This is a genomic window from Phyllobacterium sp. P30BS-XVII (assembly GCF_014138335.1).
Classification (GTDB): Bacteria; Pseudomonadota; Alphaproteobacteria; order Rhizobiales; family Rhizobiaceae; genus Phyllobacterium; species Phyllobacterium meliloti.
On the sequence record NZ_JACGXO010000008.1, the window covers coordinates 1 to 15,585 of the forward strand.

The 15,585-nt window shown below is 52.0% G+C and carries 13 protein-coding genes; 11 read left to right on the forward strand and 2 right to left on the reverse strand.

The genetic code is table 11. From position 1 onward, the window contains the following. Positions 1 to 128: sugar transferase (locus FHW17_RS19910; protein WP_182510656.1), on the forward strand; the 128-nt coding region annotated here is incomplete at its 5' end. A 1,942-nt stretch (positions 129 to 2,070) separates the two neighbouring features. Continuing rightward, positions 2,071 to 2,931, forward strand: a complete 861-nt coding sequence (locus FHW17_RS19915) for a hypothetical protein (protein ID WP_112522160.1) — start codon at positions 2,071 to 2,073, stop codon at positions 2,929 to 2,931. A 62-nt stretch (positions 2,932 to 2,993) separates the two neighbouring features. Here FHW17_RS19915 and FHW17_RS19920 read toward each other — a convergent pair whose 3' ends face one another. Next, complete coding sequence (locus FHW17_RS19920; protein WP_112522161.1) at positions 2,994 to 4,733, reverse strand: tetratricopeptide repeat protein; 1,740 nt, start codon at positions 4,731 to 4,733, stop codon at positions 2,994 to 2,996. A 604-nt stretch (positions 4,734 to 5,337) separates the two neighbouring features. Further along, complete coding sequence (locus FHW17_RS19925) at positions 5,338 to 6,273, reverse strand: LysR family transcriptional regulator (protein WP_182510657.1); 936 nt, start codon at positions 6,271 to 6,273, stop codon at positions 5,338 to 5,340. Positions 6,274 to 6,394: 121 nt separating this feature from the next. On the opposite strand from FHW17_RS19925, the gene FHW17_RS19930 reads away from it, so the two are divergent. Genes FHW17_RS19930 through FHW17_RS19970 form a run of 9 tightly spaced genes read left to right on the forward strand, consistent with a single transcriptional unit; the run spans position 6,395 to position 15,559 of the window. Continuing rightward, positions 6,395 to 7,444, forward strand: a complete 1,050-nt coding sequence (locus FHW17_RS19930) for a class 1 fructose-bisphosphatase (protein WP_182510658.1) — start codon at positions 6,395 to 6,397, stop codon at positions 7,442 to 7,444. Positions 7,445 to 7,460: 16 nt separating this feature from the next. Continuing rightward, positions 7,461 to 8,333, forward strand: coding sequence for a phosphoribulokinase (locus FHW17_RS19935; protein ID WP_091881771.1), 873 nt, complete (start codon positions 7,461 to 7,463; stop codon positions 8,331 to 8,333). 10 nt (positions 8,334 to 8,343) lie between these two features. Beyond that, positions 8,344 to 10,368, forward strand: a complete 2,025-nt coding sequence (gene tkt, locus FHW17_RS19940) for a transketolase (RefSeq protein ID WP_182510659.1) — start codon at positions 8,344 to 8,346, stop codon at positions 10,366 to 10,368. Between the two features lie 2 nt (positions 10,369 to 10,370). Then, positions 10,371 to 11,450 (forward strand): class II fructose-bisphosphate aldolase, encoded by a 1,080-nt coding sequence (fba, locus tag FHW17_RS19945; protein ID WP_112522167.1) that lies wholly within the window; start codon positions 10,371 to 10,373, stop codon positions 11,448 to 11,450. A 28-nt stretch (positions 11,451 to 11,478) separates the two neighbouring features. Next, positions 11,479 to 12,939: a form I ribulose bisphosphate carboxylase large subunit gene (locus FHW17_RS19950; protein WP_112522168.1), complete on the forward strand. Its 1,461-nt coding sequence runs from the start codon at positions 11,479 to 11,481 to the stop codon at positions 12,937 to 12,939. Positions 12,940 to 12,949: 10 nt separating this feature from the next. Continuing rightward, positions 12,950 to 13,369, forward strand: a complete 420-nt coding sequence (locus tag FHW17_RS19955) for a ribulose bisphosphate carboxylase small subunit (protein WP_112522169.1) — start codon at positions 12,950 to 12,952, stop codon at positions 13,367 to 13,369. Between the two features lie 10 nt (positions 13,370 to 13,379). Beyond that, positions 13,380 to 14,300, forward strand: coding sequence for a CbbX protein (gene cbbX / locus FHW17_RS19960; protein WP_182510749.1), 921 nt, complete (start codon positions 13,380 to 13,382; stop codon positions 14,298 to 14,300). Beyond that, positions 14,297 to 14,986, forward strand: a complete 690-nt coding sequence (rpe, locus tag FHW17_RS19965; RefSeq protein WP_113094611.1) for a ribulose-phosphate 3-epimerase — start codon at positions 14,297 to 14,299, stop codon at positions 14,984 to 14,986. The genes cbbX and rpe overlap by 4 nt, the downstream gene beginning before the upstream one ends. A 15-nt stretch (positions 14,987 to 15,001) precedes the next feature. Continuing rightward, positions 15,002 to 15,559: a thioredoxin family protein gene (locus FHW17_RS19970; protein WP_182510660.1), complete on the forward strand. Its 558-nt coding sequence runs from the start codon at positions 15,002 to 15,004 to the stop codon at positions 15,557 to 15,559. Positions 15,560 to 15,585: the final 26 nt, after the last annotated feature.

The window sequence follows — 15,585 nt, forward strand, 5'->3', positions numbered from 1 at the left end:
CGGAAGACAAGATCAAAATGCGCACAGAATTCGATCTCTATTACATCGAAAACTGGTCCTTGTGGTTTGATCTGAAGATTCTGTTTCTGACGCCGATCCGTCTGATGAATCTTCGAGATGTTTATTAGTCGGTGTTGGCGCCGCCAGTTCATTGCAAGTCTGCCTCATTTCGCCCTGTGAACACTGGGGCCGATCAAGCCTGCGACTATGGTTGTGATGGAGATTTTCATCCCCAAAATAATCGAATGGCATAGCGAGAAACGTAGCGTTGTTGGCAGAAACAGTACCGAAAATCCGCAACAGAAGACGTAGCGATCTGACGTAACCGTTACATTACTCTGCGTAGCGCCAATTTTTGGGCGATTATTGTTATACGAGGTCTCATCTCAATTTTGGTATTGATTGAGACGATCTCCAGTCTGGCTTCGCCCTCAGGGGCGAGCCTTCTCATTCAATGAATCTGTGATGATTGCGGGGTCACAATGATCGTTATGCCGCCGTTTCAATCAGTGTTGGCCATCATGCACTTCGATGTCAAGATTGAGAAACTGAAGGCGCGCTTACCTTGATCGGTCACTGCAAGGCGGTGGGATTGGCCGTATATGGAACACCCGATGGACCGCTAATCAGCGCAGATAATTATATTGCCAGTGAACGTGAGAATTATGGCTCTGCAAGAGCATCAACCCCCATCTGGTGCCCAATTTGCGGAGGACGCCTTGTTGTTGGTAATGTTTACAGCTCTTCCTTGCGAACGCATTTCCGGCACAAGAAGAGTAAGGGTGGGGGAACTCCCTTTTCATAAAAGCCAGATGGTTGTCCCGAACAATAGCATCGCAAATCTCGTTTCTAGCGTGACACCCACAATTCTTGATAGCCGGAATTTTCTGCATCCATTTTGAAACTGACTAGACCCTAAAATGGTCACTGGGTTTCTATTGATTGTAACGAGAGGTTCAGTAAAAAACATTAGCTATTGTTGATAGCGATGCTCCCGGTAAACGCCTGTCCTTCGAAACCCAGTCGCCACCGGGAGCATTTTACCTGCAGGGTCCAGATTGACCAAGGGCCTATCGGTGCTAGCGCTAAAGCTGTTTCAGCGTGTCGCGGTTATCTGGATGCGAAATCGCGCGCCCTTGTATTGCGTTGGCATACTTGTCTTTTCGTGAGTTCTAGCGAGTTTGTCGATCCATTTTGCAACATCCCCTGGGACGACTTCTATTCCGCTGCCCCATGCGTTCACTAGAAATACATCGCACCCCAGGACAGATGAAAGGTCTATTTGAGACCACCTCAACCAATTAAGGCATTCATTGAATCGCTCAGGTGTCACAATCACTCCGAAGTTTAGAGGATAAAACGAGGCTTTTTAAGAACACGGCACAAGCAATCGTCTTGGACAAATTTTTGTACTCGGCTGGGTCCTCAAAGTTCATGACTTCAAAATATCACTAAGCGACAATGCATGAAGTATTGAGCGCTATTTTAACACCGTTCTTGTCGATTACATAAGTTACACAAACAATCGTAACCGTTACGAGACCCACCGTAACGGTGATTTTGGTTCGTATAAATTGTATTTCTACGTCGTTCAGATTTGTTGGGTTAATTGTAGGTGCCTTAACAGGGATCGGAATATGGGGTCTGCTTTCTTCTCTGATGAATGGCTGGCATTGGCTTTATCCAATATTGGTATCCTGCGCTCTGATGACGGTCAGCTATGGTTTTGTTTTGAAACAGGGCGGCAGTCCCATCCTGCATCTCTATGCATCGACCGAGCAGCAAGCGGCAATCAATCTCTTTAAAGCTCTCAATTTTCCATATGCGATCAAATGTTGGGCCCAGTAGGGGAAGGGCACAGGAGAGTGACACTACCAAAACCGCGCAAGAGAATCCGTGATCAAATTGGAATCCTCGCGTTCTGGTATTTATTGGCTCTTATTGGCGTTTGTTTCTGGAGTGCAATCATTATTGCGCTGTTCAATCCGACATAGCTGCGCATTGTCGAGGATGCTTATAGGGCGCGCAACATAGTTTCGATCTCTGAAGAAACCAAAGGGCTCATACAAAATGTCAACGACTTTGTTGCTTGACCGGGAGGCTGCGGTGATACGGGAGCACGCTCGATTCCATGCAGTATTTAAGGTGTATGCAGAGCGTTACATCAAGGTTTTTGAGGCAAACAAATATCTAAACAGGGTTCTGGGGGTAGAGGTCAATTATTTAATTGTGCTTGAGTTGCTCAGATTGCATTTTAACCACGGAGCGGCAACCCTTACTCAATTGCAGAAATTCGCGAGCACCAACAATATAGCTGGGCCGAACAAGGTACTCGCGCTTGTAGGCTTGCTTAAGCGTACGGGATACGTTGCGGAAAATGTGTCCAATTCTGATAAAAGAATAAAGAATTTGGTTCCAAGCGTTTCGCTGGAGAATGTCCTGTATGTCATATGTAACAATGAGCTAATTGTAATCGATGAATTATTTGATTTGCATATTGTAAACTACTTATATGAAAACGATTCATTCGTAGGGCGCGTTCTTTCTAAGGTGCAATTGGAATATATTAAAAACATCGTCAATTGCGACAAATTCAACAAAATTCGATTGTTCTCTCAAAGCACCGTTGGCAATGAAATGCTGATGAAGCTCATGATTGCCGACACCATAAGCATTAGCGATGGCAATAGGATTGTGCCATTCCGCTATGAGTCCATTGCACAGTCTTTAAATGTATCACGATCCCACATTCGGCGGATGATGGAACGTTGTGAAAATCTTGGTCTCGTGCGATTTCATTCCCTGGGCGGCGGAGCAATCGAAATTCTACAGGATTTCGAAGATATGTATTATGACTTCACGTCCAGCCGGTTTGCCATCAAGAAAATGGCGGCCGAAAAAGCAGTCAGCCAATTATATCATCAGACGTGAGGTCGCGGACCCAGGCCTTGGCGCGCAGGAGGCGAGTATGCTCGTAACGCCCGCAATAATATTCAAGGCATGACTGTAAGGCTTGGCTTCATGGGGATAATGTCCAAGCCTGCCTTTCTGAGACCATCAGCGATTGGCTCAAAATATTCCGGTGCAACTTTCTTATGCAGGAAATCGAAGTAAAAATTCTTCTCGTAGCCGGGCCGTAGTTTTAATAACAGAGCCTTCGCTTCATGGGACTTTTCTGTTTGACCCAATTGGGCCAGGATTGCTGCCTTCATGAGGGGTATCATGTAATAATCGTCTGTGCCAACGCGCTGGATCAGATTGAGAGCCTCCTCATAATTATGCTTTGAATATGCATAATAGGATTGGACAAGGAAACCGATTCCGATGGTTGTCTGTGATCCATCAATACCTGTCTTGACCAAAGGCAACGCTTCGTCGAAGCGACCGATGGCTGCAAGCGCATGCCCTATTCTTATTTTGAGATGTGGGTCTCCCCCAAATTGGTCCAGTAATTTTCGGCGAATTTCATCAAACATGTCAAATTGCCCGTCTGCATAAGCTGCAAACATGAGTGCTTGAAGTGTGAGAAATGATGTCGGCGCGATATCTCTCGCCCGATCCGCGGTTGCATGCTGCTTTTGATCATAAACGCTCGGGTCGTTACCTAACGATGCAGCGGTACGACCACTGTTATAATATGTGAGACTTAACAGAGCCCAAGATTCAGAATCTTCCGGCTGCGTACGGACTACATCTTCCAGGCACCGCTGAATGTCCACTTGCAAATTGTCATCGTAGAAAAGGGCCTGCCGCTGAGACCTCGACAAACATTGGCGTGCATCATTGGTATTCCCATATAGTCGGTCGAGCAAAACGGGAACAACCCCTTCAGTGCCGAGCAATTTGCTCGTTATGGTGTTGGCAATATCATCAGCCTTATTGGAAGCTGTCTGCGATATATTTTCCTGCGCAGCCCACGCTACTTTTTGCGAACGTAGGTCAATCAGGCGCCACGAAACGGATAAGATTTCGTTGTGTTCCTGATAGGCTGTTGTCAATGAAAACAGGTCATCTTCTATGGCTGCCTTTTTCTTCTGGCTCTCAATCAAATTAGATGCAGCTTGAAAATCAGATGCGTCGACAACATCAACACTGCCGTAATTCTTTAATTTGTTTACGAGTTGATCTGCCGTTGCCCGTGCCAAAGTGACAGCTTCAGGATTTTGATTAACAGCGCTAACAGGCTGTACGATGATTGTGGTTTTCCCTTGATGAGGTTTTGGGGTGTAGTTGAGCCATATCAGTGACAGCGCAGCCAAGCCGACCGCTAGGGATATAAGCAGCCAAGGGGATTCATGTGTCTTTTCAATGCGCGGCTCAAATATAATGGCCTGCTGCATTGGTACTTTGACTGGGGGAAGAGGCTCAACCGCGTTCGGTTTCTGGAAATCAAATGCGGGAACATATCTCCCTTTAGGCAAGCTTATGATAACTGGTGAATATTGGCCAAAATCGCTGTAATATTTATCAAGCGTAGCCCGAAGTCTATTTGCTGCCGTTCTTACGATCGGATCATGGGATGCGTCAAAGCTTGAAGGCCGGCCAAAAACCTCGAGGCCAATCGAGTACGATTTTATCCTTGAAGCGCGTCCTTCAATCGTTTCGTGTACAACGTAGCTTAGGAACTTGCGCGCTTGAATCGAATTCCGAAACAGTTCAGAGTTTGATATCCGCGCCAATTCATCCAAAATAAGTTCGCGCTTGGTGGCATCCAGATCATTTTTGTAGGGCATGGCCGACCTCGCGTGATCTGTAAGCACTGAATATTGCCGCACACCCGCCTGTTTTCATTTCGGTATTGGACTGCTCGCTATAGGGCAGTACGAACGTACCTGCCTGTGTACCCTTTCGGTTCAATTCGATGTCCACATATACTGATATGGTTTTGTGAAACCCTCCTTTGACGCAATGTTTGTATTGAGTTTGCGCACTCAGATTAAAAATCGACCAGGGGGGCACTCTCCAGAACATCGATGCTATAATAATTCTCTCCATTGTTCTCTTCTCGAATATATTTCAAAACGAATATGAACCAGCTATGAATGGGTTTACCGTTGGCCATTTTAGGGTGCGGTTTACATCGGCTCACAATTTGGACTGCCGGAAGAAGTGTTGCTGGGGACTGCTGCTTCGCAGACAGACCAGTTGTCAGTACTTTAACGATCTCCAAAAAAGACCGCGATGCTTGGCTTGCCGGCTTGCGGAGAAGTGCAGGAGGATATCCTGCTTGTAATCACGACAATCGAGCGTTTGTGCGCGAATGCATGTGTTGAGGCCGCGCGGCGAATTGACGTGCGGATCACCAAAGCTGGCCGCTGGCACCACTATTCCCGCAAACTACCCCACCATTGGGTAAAGGCGATCTATAGATGGCAGACACTGCGCACCCTTGCGGTTGAGGAAATCCTGAAATGCGCGCATGGCTGGCGACGACGTCCTGTCCGTGCGCATGACGGAAAACCACTGACGGCGGATAGGCATGCCTATTACATCAAGTATCACCAGCTTGCCGACTTCAAGCTCCAGTGCGATCGTGTGTGCTGAGATGAACGCAATGCCAAGTCCGGCCATAACGGCCTGTTTGATCGTCTCATTGGAAGACATTTCGGTGCCGAGGTCATCTATGCGTCCGGGCAACTCGCTCAGGAAAATCTCCAGAGATATACGCGTGCCGGACCCTGGTTCACGGATAAGAAAATGTTCCAGTGCGATACGTTCTTTCGTTATATCCCGGCAATTGGCCAGCGGGTGATCCGGCGCGGCAATCATGACCAGTGGATGATCGCCGAAAACTGCAGATCGCAGCGGAATTTCCTTGGGCGGCCGGCCCATCAGAGCAAGATCGACGCCGTGACTTTTCAAACTGTCGATGATCTCCGCGCGGTTTCCGATCATCAGCTTGATTGCAATATCAGGATGTTCCTTACCGAATGTCGCCATGAGTTGAGGAGCAAAATATTTGGCCGTCGATACAACTCCAAGAGATAACGTGCCGACCCGCAGACCTTTGATTGCGTCAATCTCGTCATGGAGCAGGCGCAGCCTTTCCTCGATCATCTGGGCTGCATCCAAAAATGCCAGTCCGGCAGCCGTCGGACGTAGACCCTCATTGGTGCGATCAAACAGGACAATATCGGCTTCCTCCTCAACAAGCTTGAGCTGAATTGTTACCGCAGGAGGTGTCAGCCCTAACGTATTGGCGGCAGCTACAATGGTTCCATGCTGCTTGATCGCCTGTATCGCCCGTAACTGTTTGAGATTCAAATTGCGCATCACTCACACTTAATGAATTTTATCTATAAGGTAAATATAATAAATTTTACTTAGTGATCCGTTGATGGTCCCATAGTCCTGAAGTCTGGCGCGCAAGACGACCAGGCACGGGAGGACGACCATGACCACGGCGACGCTAGACGCCTTTCTTGGATCCTATGCGGAACATAATAACCCATTGCGCACGTCGGTTGCGGCGGTGCTGCGCCAACTGGCTTTGACTGCGGTCAAGATTCGCAGTGTCATCAATCAGGGGGCACTCGGAAAGGCTTTTTCCGGCAGCACCGGTGGCAAGAATGCTGATGGCGATCCGCAGAAGGCGCTCGACGTCTTCGCAGACGACATGTTTCTTGAAGCAATGCGGCAGGCGCCAGTCGCTCTATACGGCTCTGAAGAGTTGATGCATCCGGCGCTGTTGAATCCTCTTGCTCCATTGGCGTTGGCTATCGATCCACTCGATGGGTCATCCAATATCGATACCAATGTATCGATAGGGACTATTTTCTCCATTCTCCCAGTGGCTGGTGATCCGAGCAGCGAGCCCGTCGCCTCGTTCTTTCAGAAGGGCGATCGCCAGCTCGCAGCAGGGTTCTTCATTTACGGTCCGCAACTGGCTCTTGTCCTGACACTTGGTAATGGGACGCATGCCTTTGTCTTCTCGAGTCGACTTGGCACATTTGTACAAGCCTATGACAGCATTGTTATTGCCGGTCAGGCGCATGAGTTTGCCATCAACGCGGCTAACTATCGACATTGGGACGAGGCCGTTCAACTCTATATGGATGACTGTCTGAAGGGCAGCGAAGGTCCACGCGAACGTGATTTCAACATGCGTTGGATCGCATCACTGGTTGCCGAGGCCTACCGCATTCTTATGCGAGGCGGTGTGTTTCTCTATCCCGGCGATAAGCGCAAGGGCTATGGCGATGGTCGTATCCGTCTCATCTATGAGGCGAACCCCATTGCGTTTCTCATCGAACAGGCGGGTGGGGGAGCGACGGATACTTCGACCCGCATTCTCGATCTCATGCCCAAGGCCATGCATCAACGGGTTCCCTTCGTCTTCGGCTCGGTGCGGGAAGTAGCCCGGATCAGTCGCTACCATAGCGAACCCAGCAATATTGGTGAGCGTGCGCCACTGTTCAGTAATCGTGGCCTGTTCAGGGCTTGAGGGAGGGAGATCAATCATGTCTGCAAAACATCCAATTATCTCCATTACAGGCTCATCTGGCGCTGGAACAACGTCGGTCAAGCGGATCTTCGAACAGATTTTTCGTCGGGAGAATATTGAAGCAGCCTTTATCGAAGGGGATGCATTCCACAAATATGATCGTAACACCATGAAGGCAAAAGTTGCGGAAGAGGAAAAGAAGGGAAATCCCAATTTCACGCATTTTCATGTCGATGCGAATGAACTCTCCAAGCTTGACGAGGTCTTTGAACAGTATGGCCGCAAAGGAACCGGCCAAACCCGGACCTATATTCATGATGACGATGAAGCCCAGCAATATGGCGCGCCGGCTGGTACATTCACTGAATGGCGCGACTTTCCGCCGAGCACACTGCTGTTCTATGAAGGGCTGCACGGCTGTGCTGTAGCAGACGGCATCAATCTTGCCCGTCATGCGGACCTCAAGATTGGCGTCGTGCCGGTCATTAATCTCGAATGGATTCAGAAGATCCATCGCGACCGCTCAACGCGGGGATATTCCACTGAGGCCGTCATGGACGTTATCCTGCGCCGAATGCCGGACTATGTCCGCTATATCACGCCGCAATTCACGTTGACGGATATCAACTTCCAGCGTGTGCCGATCGTCGATACGTCCAACCCGTTCATTGCCCGTTGGATACCAACACCGGATGAATCGATGCTGGTTATCCGGTTTGCGCGGCCGCGCGGGATCGACTTCCCGTACCTGCTTTCAATGATTCACGACTCCTTCATGTCGCGAGCCAATTCGATCGTTGTGCCGGGCAACAAACTCGACCTGGCAATGCAACTCATCCTGACACCGCTGATCATGCAGTTGATTGAGCGCAAAAACCGAGCCTCGTGAGGAGAAGACGATGAACACTCAAGTTTTGCTTCAAGAAGCCCCGGATGCGGAAGTTGCCTCTGATCGGGATATGGCGAATGCAATCCGGGCCCTGGTCATGGATAGTGTCCAGAAGGCCAATTCGGGCCACCCTGGTATGCCTATGGGGATGGCCGATGTTGCCACAGTTCTTTTCAAGCGGTTTATCAAGCTTGATCCGTTACATCCGCAATGGCCGGATCGTGACCGATTTGTCCTTTCCGCCGGTCATGGCTCCATGCTGCAATATGCGCTGCATTACCTGATCGGGTACCCCGATATGCCGGTTGAAGAGCTGCAGCGTTTTCGTCAGATCGGGGCAAAGACGGCGGGCCATCCGGAACACGGTCACGCGCAGGGCATTGAAATGACGACGGGACCGCTCGGACAGGGCATAGCCACGGCTGTCGGCATGGCGCTGGCCGAGCGCATGCTGGCCGCCCGATTTGGGCCGGATATCGTTGATCACTACACCTATGTCATCGCTGGAGACGGCTGTCTGCAAGAAGGCCTCAGCCACGAGGCTATCGACCTTGCAGGGCATTTAAAGCTTTCGAAGCTGATTGTGTTCTGGGACAACAATTCGATCTCCATTGACGGGCCGACATCGCTTTCAACCTCCACAGATCAATTGGCCCGCTTTACGGCGGCCGGCTTCGATGTGCAGGATATTGACGGCCATGATTACGATGAGATTGCAAAGGCAATCGCCCATGCCAGGGAATCAAATTCTCCGTCGCTGATTTCATGCCGTACGATTATCGGCAAAGGAGCACCCAACCTGCAGGGCACTGAGAAGACACACGGCGCTCCGCTTGGTGCGTCGGAAATTGCCGCTGCGCGGCTCACAATAGATTGGCCATATGAACCCTTCGCCGTTCCGGAAGACATTCTTGAGACGTGGCGCGATGTTGCACGTCGAGGCGCTGACGAGCGGCGTGAATGGTGCGTGCGGATGGCAGCATCATCAAAGGGCGAGGACCTCAAGCAAGCGGTGCAGAAACAGATACCAATTGCAGTATTTGAGGAACTCGCCGCTTTTCGCCGCGAGCATGTGGAGAAGGCAACAAAGGTTGCGACACGCAAGGCCTCGGAAATGGTGCTTGGGGTCATCAATACCGCCACAAATCTCACAATTGGCGGGTCCGCTGATCTGACGCACTCGAACCTGACCGTCACGCCGGGGATGCTCGATATTGCGCCCGGTGATTTCTTTGGTCGTTACATTCACTACGGCATTCGTGAGCATGGCATGGCTGCCGCGATGAACGGTCTTGCGCTGCATGGCGGCTTTATCCCTTACGGAGGAACATTCCTGGCATTTGCAGATTATGCGCGGGGCGCCATGCGTCTTTCAGCGCTGATGGGACAGCAGGTGATCTATGTCATGACTCATGACTCGATTGGCCTCGGTGAAGATGGGCCCACCCACCAGCCGATCGAACATCTGGCCATGCTGCGGGCCACACCCGGTATGAATGTGTTCCGTCCGGCGGATATCATCGAGACAGCTGAATGCTGGGAACTTGCACTCAAAAATACAGATAGGCCGAGCGTCATCGTTCTCTCGCGTCAGAATCTGTCAATGCTGCGTCACGCTCATATTGAGGACAACCGTTCGGCGCGCGGCGCTTACGTGCTGCGTGAAACAGCTGAACCTCGTGCTGTGACATTGCTGGCCACTGGTTCTGAAGTTGAGATTGCCTGTACCGCTGCCGATATTCTGCGAGGTCAGCACAAGATTGCGGCGGCCGTTGTTTCCATGCCGTCGTGGGAACTGTTCGAGGCACAAACTCCAGCCTATCGCCGGTCTGTTCTGGCGGCTGCACCGCGTATCGGTATTGAGGCGGCGGCCCGTCTGGGTTGGGATCGCTGGGTCGGTGAGAAGGGTGCTTTCATCGGCATGCAGGGATTTGGTGCCAGCGCGCCTGCGCCGGATCTCTACCGCCATTTCGGCATTACACCCGAAAACATTGTTGCCACTGCGCGCAAGCTCATCAGCGAAAAGGAGTATTGATGATGGCCAGAATTACACTGCGGCAATTGCTCGATCATGCAGCCGAGTACGGTTACGGCGTTCCGGCCTTCAACATCAACAATATGGAGCAGGGTCTTGCCGTGATGGAAGCGGCTGCGGCTTGCGAGGCGCCTGTTATCCTCCAGGCATCACGGGGCGCGCGGTCCTATGCCAAGGATATCATGCTGGCGCGAATGATTGATGCGCTGGTTGAGATGTACCCGGCCATTCCCGTGTGCATGCATCAGGACCATGGCAATGACGAGGCTACCTGCATGACTGCCGTTCGGCATGGTTTTACTTCGGTGATGATGGATGGGTCGCTCGAAGCGGATGCGGCGACACCCGCGTCTTACGAGTACAATGTCGGGATTACCAAGCGGGTGACCTCGATAGCCCACTGGCTTGGCGTCTCGGTTGAAGGCGAGCTTGGTGTCCTTGGCTCGCTGGAGAGCGGCGAGGCGGAAGCCGAAGACGGGCATGGCGCGACCGGTACGCTAAGCCATGATCAGTTGTTGACTGACCCGGATCAGGCGGTTGATTTTGTGCTGCGCACCAAAGTTGATGCACTCGCTATTGCCTGCGGGACGTCCCACGGCGCTTACAAATTTACCCGGGCACCCGACGGCGACATTCTCGCGATGGGCGTGATTGAGGAAATTCATCGCAAACTGCCGAACACGCATCTGGTTATGCATGGTTCGTCATCGGTGCCGCAACCCTTGCAGGATATCATTAACCGGTTTGGCGGGGAGATGCCGCAAACCTATGGGGTCCCTGTCGAAGAGATAGAGCGCGGTATCCGCCATGGGGTCCGCAAAGTGAATATCGACACCGATTGCCGCATGGCGATGAGCGGCCAGTTCCGCAAGATTGCCATCGAAAATCCGGCTGAATTCGATCCACGCAAATTCCTGAAACCGGCAATGGATGCCATGCGCGACCTTTGCCGGGATCGCTTCGAGCGGTTCGGCACGGCAGGTCATGCCATGAAAATCAAGGTCATTGGTCTTGATGACATGGCCAAACGCTATGCCGCCGGCAAGCTCGATCCACAAATCGCCGCAGCTCAGGCTGCATAAGCCTAGAACGAAACGGAAAGGACCTATCATGTCGAACAAGTCAGAAACGGTCACAGGGAAGGACCGCTACAGATCCGGTGTCATGGAATACAAGAAGATGGGCTATTGGGAGCCTGACTATGAGCCGAAGGACACCGATATCATCGCGCTCTTCCGTATCACGCCGCAGGACGGTGTTGATCCGATCGAAGCAGCGGCGGCCGTTGCCGGTGAATCATCGACGGCAACCTGGACAGTCGTCTGGACCGACCGGCTGACCGCGACCGAGAAGTACCGTGCAAAGGCCTATCGCGTTGATCCGGTCCCTAATGGTGAAGGGCAGTATTTTGCCTATATTGCCTATGATCTTGATCTGTTTGAGCCGGGCTCCATCTCAAACCTCACCGCGTCGATTATTGGCAACGTCTTCGGCTTCAAGCCACTAAAGGCATTGCGCCTTGAGGACATGCGTCTGCCGGTTGCATATGTGAAAACCTTTCAAGGTCCACCGACGGGTATTGTCGTTGAACGCGAACGCCTTGATAAGTTCGGGCGACCGCTGCTCGGCGCAACCGTGAAGCCGAAACTCGGGTTATCGGGCCGCAATTATGGACGCGTTGTCTATGAAGCGCTGAAGGGTGGTTTGGACTTCACCAAGGACGACGAGAACATCAATTCGCAGCCCTTCATGCATTGGCGCGAACGGTTTCTCTACTGCATGGAAGCCGTCAACAAGGCACAGGCTGCAACAGGCGAGATCAAAGGTAGTTATCTCAACGTGACTGCGGCGACAATGGAGGACATGTACGAACGCGCAGACTTCGCCAAGGAGCTGGGCTCGAACATTGTCATGATCGATCTTGTCATCGGCTATACGGCGATCCAGTCGATGGCCAAGTGGGCGCGTCGCAACGACATGATCCTGCATCTACATCGTGCCGGCCATTCTACCTATACGCGGCAGAAGTCCCATGGCGTTTCATTTCGCGTTATCGCCAAATGGATGCGGCTTGCAGGTGTGGACCACATTCACGCCGGGACCGTCGTCGGCAAACTCGAGGGCGATCCGGCAACAACCCGCGGGTACTATGATATCTGCCGTGAGGACTTTAACCCGACGCGACTCGAAAACGGTGTGTTCTTTGATCAGCATTGGGCCTCTCTCAACAAAATGATGCCAGTGGCATCAGGTGGTATCCACGCTGGTCAGATGCACCAGCTTCTCGATCTTCTGGGCGAGGATGTTGTTCTGCAGTTTGGTGGTGGCACGATCGGTCATCCGCTCGGGATCGCTGCCGGTGCCACGGCTAACCGCGTTGCCCTTGAATGCATGGTGCTCGCACGCAACGAAGGTCGCGACATCTTGCGTGAAGGCCCTGAAATTCTGCGAATGGCAGCTCGCAACTGTCAGCCGCTGCAGCAGGCACTCGAAGTCTGGAAGGACGTTTCCTTCAACTACACCTCAACTGATTCACCGGATTTTGTTCCGACTGCAACAGCAGCCGAATAGGAGAAACGACATGCGTATTACTCAGGGAGCATTCTCGTTCCTGCCCGATCTGACAGACGAACAGATCTCCCGGCAAGTGCAGTATTGCATCGATAAGGGCTGGGCGGTCAGTCTCGAGTTCACCGATGACCCGCACCCGCGCAACACCTATTGGGATATGTGGGGGCATCCGATGTTTGATAATCCGGATGCGGCCGCATTGATGATGGAATTGAAAGAATGCCGCAAGGCTTATGGCGATAGCTATATCCGTTTGGTTGCCTTTGACAATACTCATGGATGGGAGTCTGTGAAGCTGTCCTTCCTCGTCAATCGCCCGCAGGAGGAACCAGGTTTCCATCTTGCGCGTCAGGAAGGGGAAGGCCGTGTGGTCCGTTACACGACGAGGTCCTATGCGACGGACAAGCCGGCGGGTCAACGTTATGGCTGACGTCTCAAATATGGAGCTTCCAGATACTGACAGGGATATTCCTGCGGCGGTTGATCTGCATGCTGAGTATGTGGAATCGGGTGTCAAGGATGTGCTGGATGAGCTTGATCGCGATTTGATTGGCCTAAAGCCGGTTAAACAACGGATCAAGGAAACAGCCGCCTTGCTGCTGGTGGAACGGGCGCGGCGACGCATGGGTCTGGCCCACGAGACGCCAACCCTGCATATGAGCTTCAGTGGGAATCCCGGCACTGGCAAAACCACTGTGGCGCTGCGTATGGCCGATCTCCTGCATCGCCTCGGCTATATCCGCAAAGGCCATCTCGTCTCGGTTACGCGCGACGATCTCGTGGGCCAATATATTGGTCACACGGCGCCTAAGACCAAGGAGATATTGAAGAGAGCCATGGGCGGCGTGCTGTTCATCGATGAAGCCTATTATCTGCACCGGCAGGAGAATGAACGGGACTACGGTCAGGAAGCTATTGAGATACTGCTTCAGGTGATGGAAAACCAGCGCGACGATCTTGTGGTCATTCTTGCAGGCTATGCTGATCGGATGGACAAGTTCTTCGAAAGCAATCCGGGTTTTCGTTCGCGCATCGCGCATCATATAGATTTTCCGGATTATAGCTCCGGTGAGCTTCTGAGCATTGCTGAAACCATGCTGGCCAAACAGAACTACAACTTCGATGAGGAAGGCCGCACCATCATGGCCGACTATATAAAACGGCGTCGGCAGCAGCCGCATTTTGCCAATGCCCGCTCCATTCGCAATGCCCTGGACCGGGCTCGGCTGCGTCATGCCAACCGGCTATTCGAAGCATCCCGTGGACCAACTGATGCCATGACACTCTCAACGATCACGGCTGCGGATATCAGGAGTAGCCGCGTATTTGCAAAGGCTTCTGCGGAGGATCAGACACCATGAACCGCAAGACACTCATAGCGCCATCCGTTCTCTCGGCCGATTTTTCCCGGCTCGGGGAAGAAGTGGAAGACATCGTGGGAGCCGGAGCGGACTGGGTACACCTTGATGTAATGGATGGGCATTTCGTTCCGAACATCACTTTTGGCCCGCAGGTAATAAAGTCGATCCGCAATCGAACCGAAGCTATATTCGATTGTCATCTCATGATCGCACCGGCAGACGATTATCTCGGTGCTTTCGCTGAAGCCGGGTGTGACTTCATCACAGTGCATGCAGAGGCAGGGCCGCATTTGGATCGCTCTCTGCAGACCATTCGCAATCTTGGAAAAAAGGCAGGTGTCTCTCTCAATCCCTCCACGCCCGAAACTGTCATCGAATATGTACTGGATCGGCTTGATCTCGTCCTTCTGATGACCGTCAACCCAGGATTTGGCGGTCAGGCATTCATTCCATCGGTCGTTGAGAAAACACGGCGTTTGAAGGCACTGATCGGGAATCGTCCTATCCATATCGAGATTGACGGCGGTGTCACGCCGGAGACAGCCCCTTTGGTTGCCGCAGCCGGAGCTGATGTACTTGTCGCGGGGTCTGCAATCTTTAGGGGAAACGGTAAGGTGGCCTATGCTCATAACATCGCTGCCATCCGGAGCGCCGCCGACAATGCAAGGCAATACGAGGCAGCATGACGGGAGTAAGAAAAAATGGCCGCGATACCGCCTCTTTGTGATTTCGGCTGGAAGGCTTTAGATGCAAATTTGATAGGTGCGGACAGCCAAAGACATTCCATTCTGGCTCAGGCCGGGCACAATGGACTTGTCGTCGCCTTCATCTGCAATCATTGCCCTTATGTTAAAGCTGTTATCCAGCGCATTGTGCGTGACGCAAGCGATCTCAAGAAACTTGGCGTTGGTTTCGTAGCCATCAATGCCAATGATGCCGCGGCCTATCCCGCCGATTCCTTCAAGAACATGCAGCTCTTCTCACGGGAAAATGCGTTTCCCTTTCATTATTTGCATGATGCGGACCAGACTGTTGCGCGGGCTTATGGCGCAGTGTGTACACCTGACTTTTTTGGATTTAACGCCAATGCAGAGCTGCAATATCGTGGGCGTCTGGATGGATCGCGTAAACAGGAAGCCATAGCTGATCTGCGCCGGGACTTGTTCGAGGCCATGCAGCAGGTCGCTCTGTCTGGACAAGGACCGCGTGAGCAGCTTGCCTCAGTCGGCTGTTCGATCAAATGGCGTGAGAACGTCTGAATAGATTGCCGCCGGTTATCAAACCG

Excerpts from the sequence above, each read along its gene's own strand:
- FHW17_RS19915 (WP_112522160.1), top strand. The coding sequence starts at position 2,071 with ATGTCAACGACTTTGTTGCTTGACCGGGAGGCTGCGGTGATACGGGAG.
- FHW17_RS19920 (WP_112522161.1), bottom strand. The coding sequence starts at position 4,733 with ATGCCCTACAAAAATGATCTGGATGCCACCAAGCGCGAACTTATTTTG.
- FHW17_RS19925 (WP_182510657.1), bottom strand. The coding sequence starts at position 6,273 with ATGCGCAATTTGAATCTCAAACAGTTACGGGCGATACAGGCGATCAAG.
- FHW17_RS19930 (WP_182510658.1), top strand. The coding sequence starts at position 6,395 with ATGACCACGGCGACGCTAGACGCCTTTCTTGGATCCTATGCGGAACAT.
- FHW17_RS19935 (WP_091881771.1), top strand. The coding sequence starts at position 7,461 with ATGTCTGCAAAACATCCAATTATCTCCATTACAGGCTCATCTGGCGCT.
- tkt (WP_182510659.1), top strand. The coding sequence starts at position 8,344 with ATGAACACTCAAGTTTTGCTTCAAGAAGCCCCGGATGCGGAAGTTGCC.
- fba (WP_112522167.1), top strand. The coding sequence starts at position 10,371 with ATGGCCAGAATTACACTGCGGCAATTGCTCGATCATGCAGCCGAGTAC.
- FHW17_RS19950 (WP_112522168.1), top strand. The coding sequence starts at position 11,479 with ATGTCGAACAAGTCAGAAACGGTCACAGGGAAGGACCGCTACAGATCC.
- FHW17_RS19955 (WP_112522169.1), top strand. The coding sequence starts at position 12,950 with ATGCGTATTACTCAGGGAGCATTCTCGTTCCTGCCCGATCTGACAGAC.
- cbbX (WP_182510749.1), top strand. The coding sequence starts at position 13,380 with ATGGAGCTTCCAGATACTGACAGGGATATTCCTGCGGCGGTTGATCTG.
- rpe (WP_113094611.1), top strand. The coding sequence starts at position 14,297 with ATGAACCGCAAGACACTCATAGCGCCATCCGTTCTCTCGGCCGATTTT.
- FHW17_RS19970 (WP_182510660.1), top strand. The coding sequence starts at position 15,002 with ATGGCCGCGATACCGCCTCTTTGTGATTTCGGCTGGAAGGCTTTAGAT.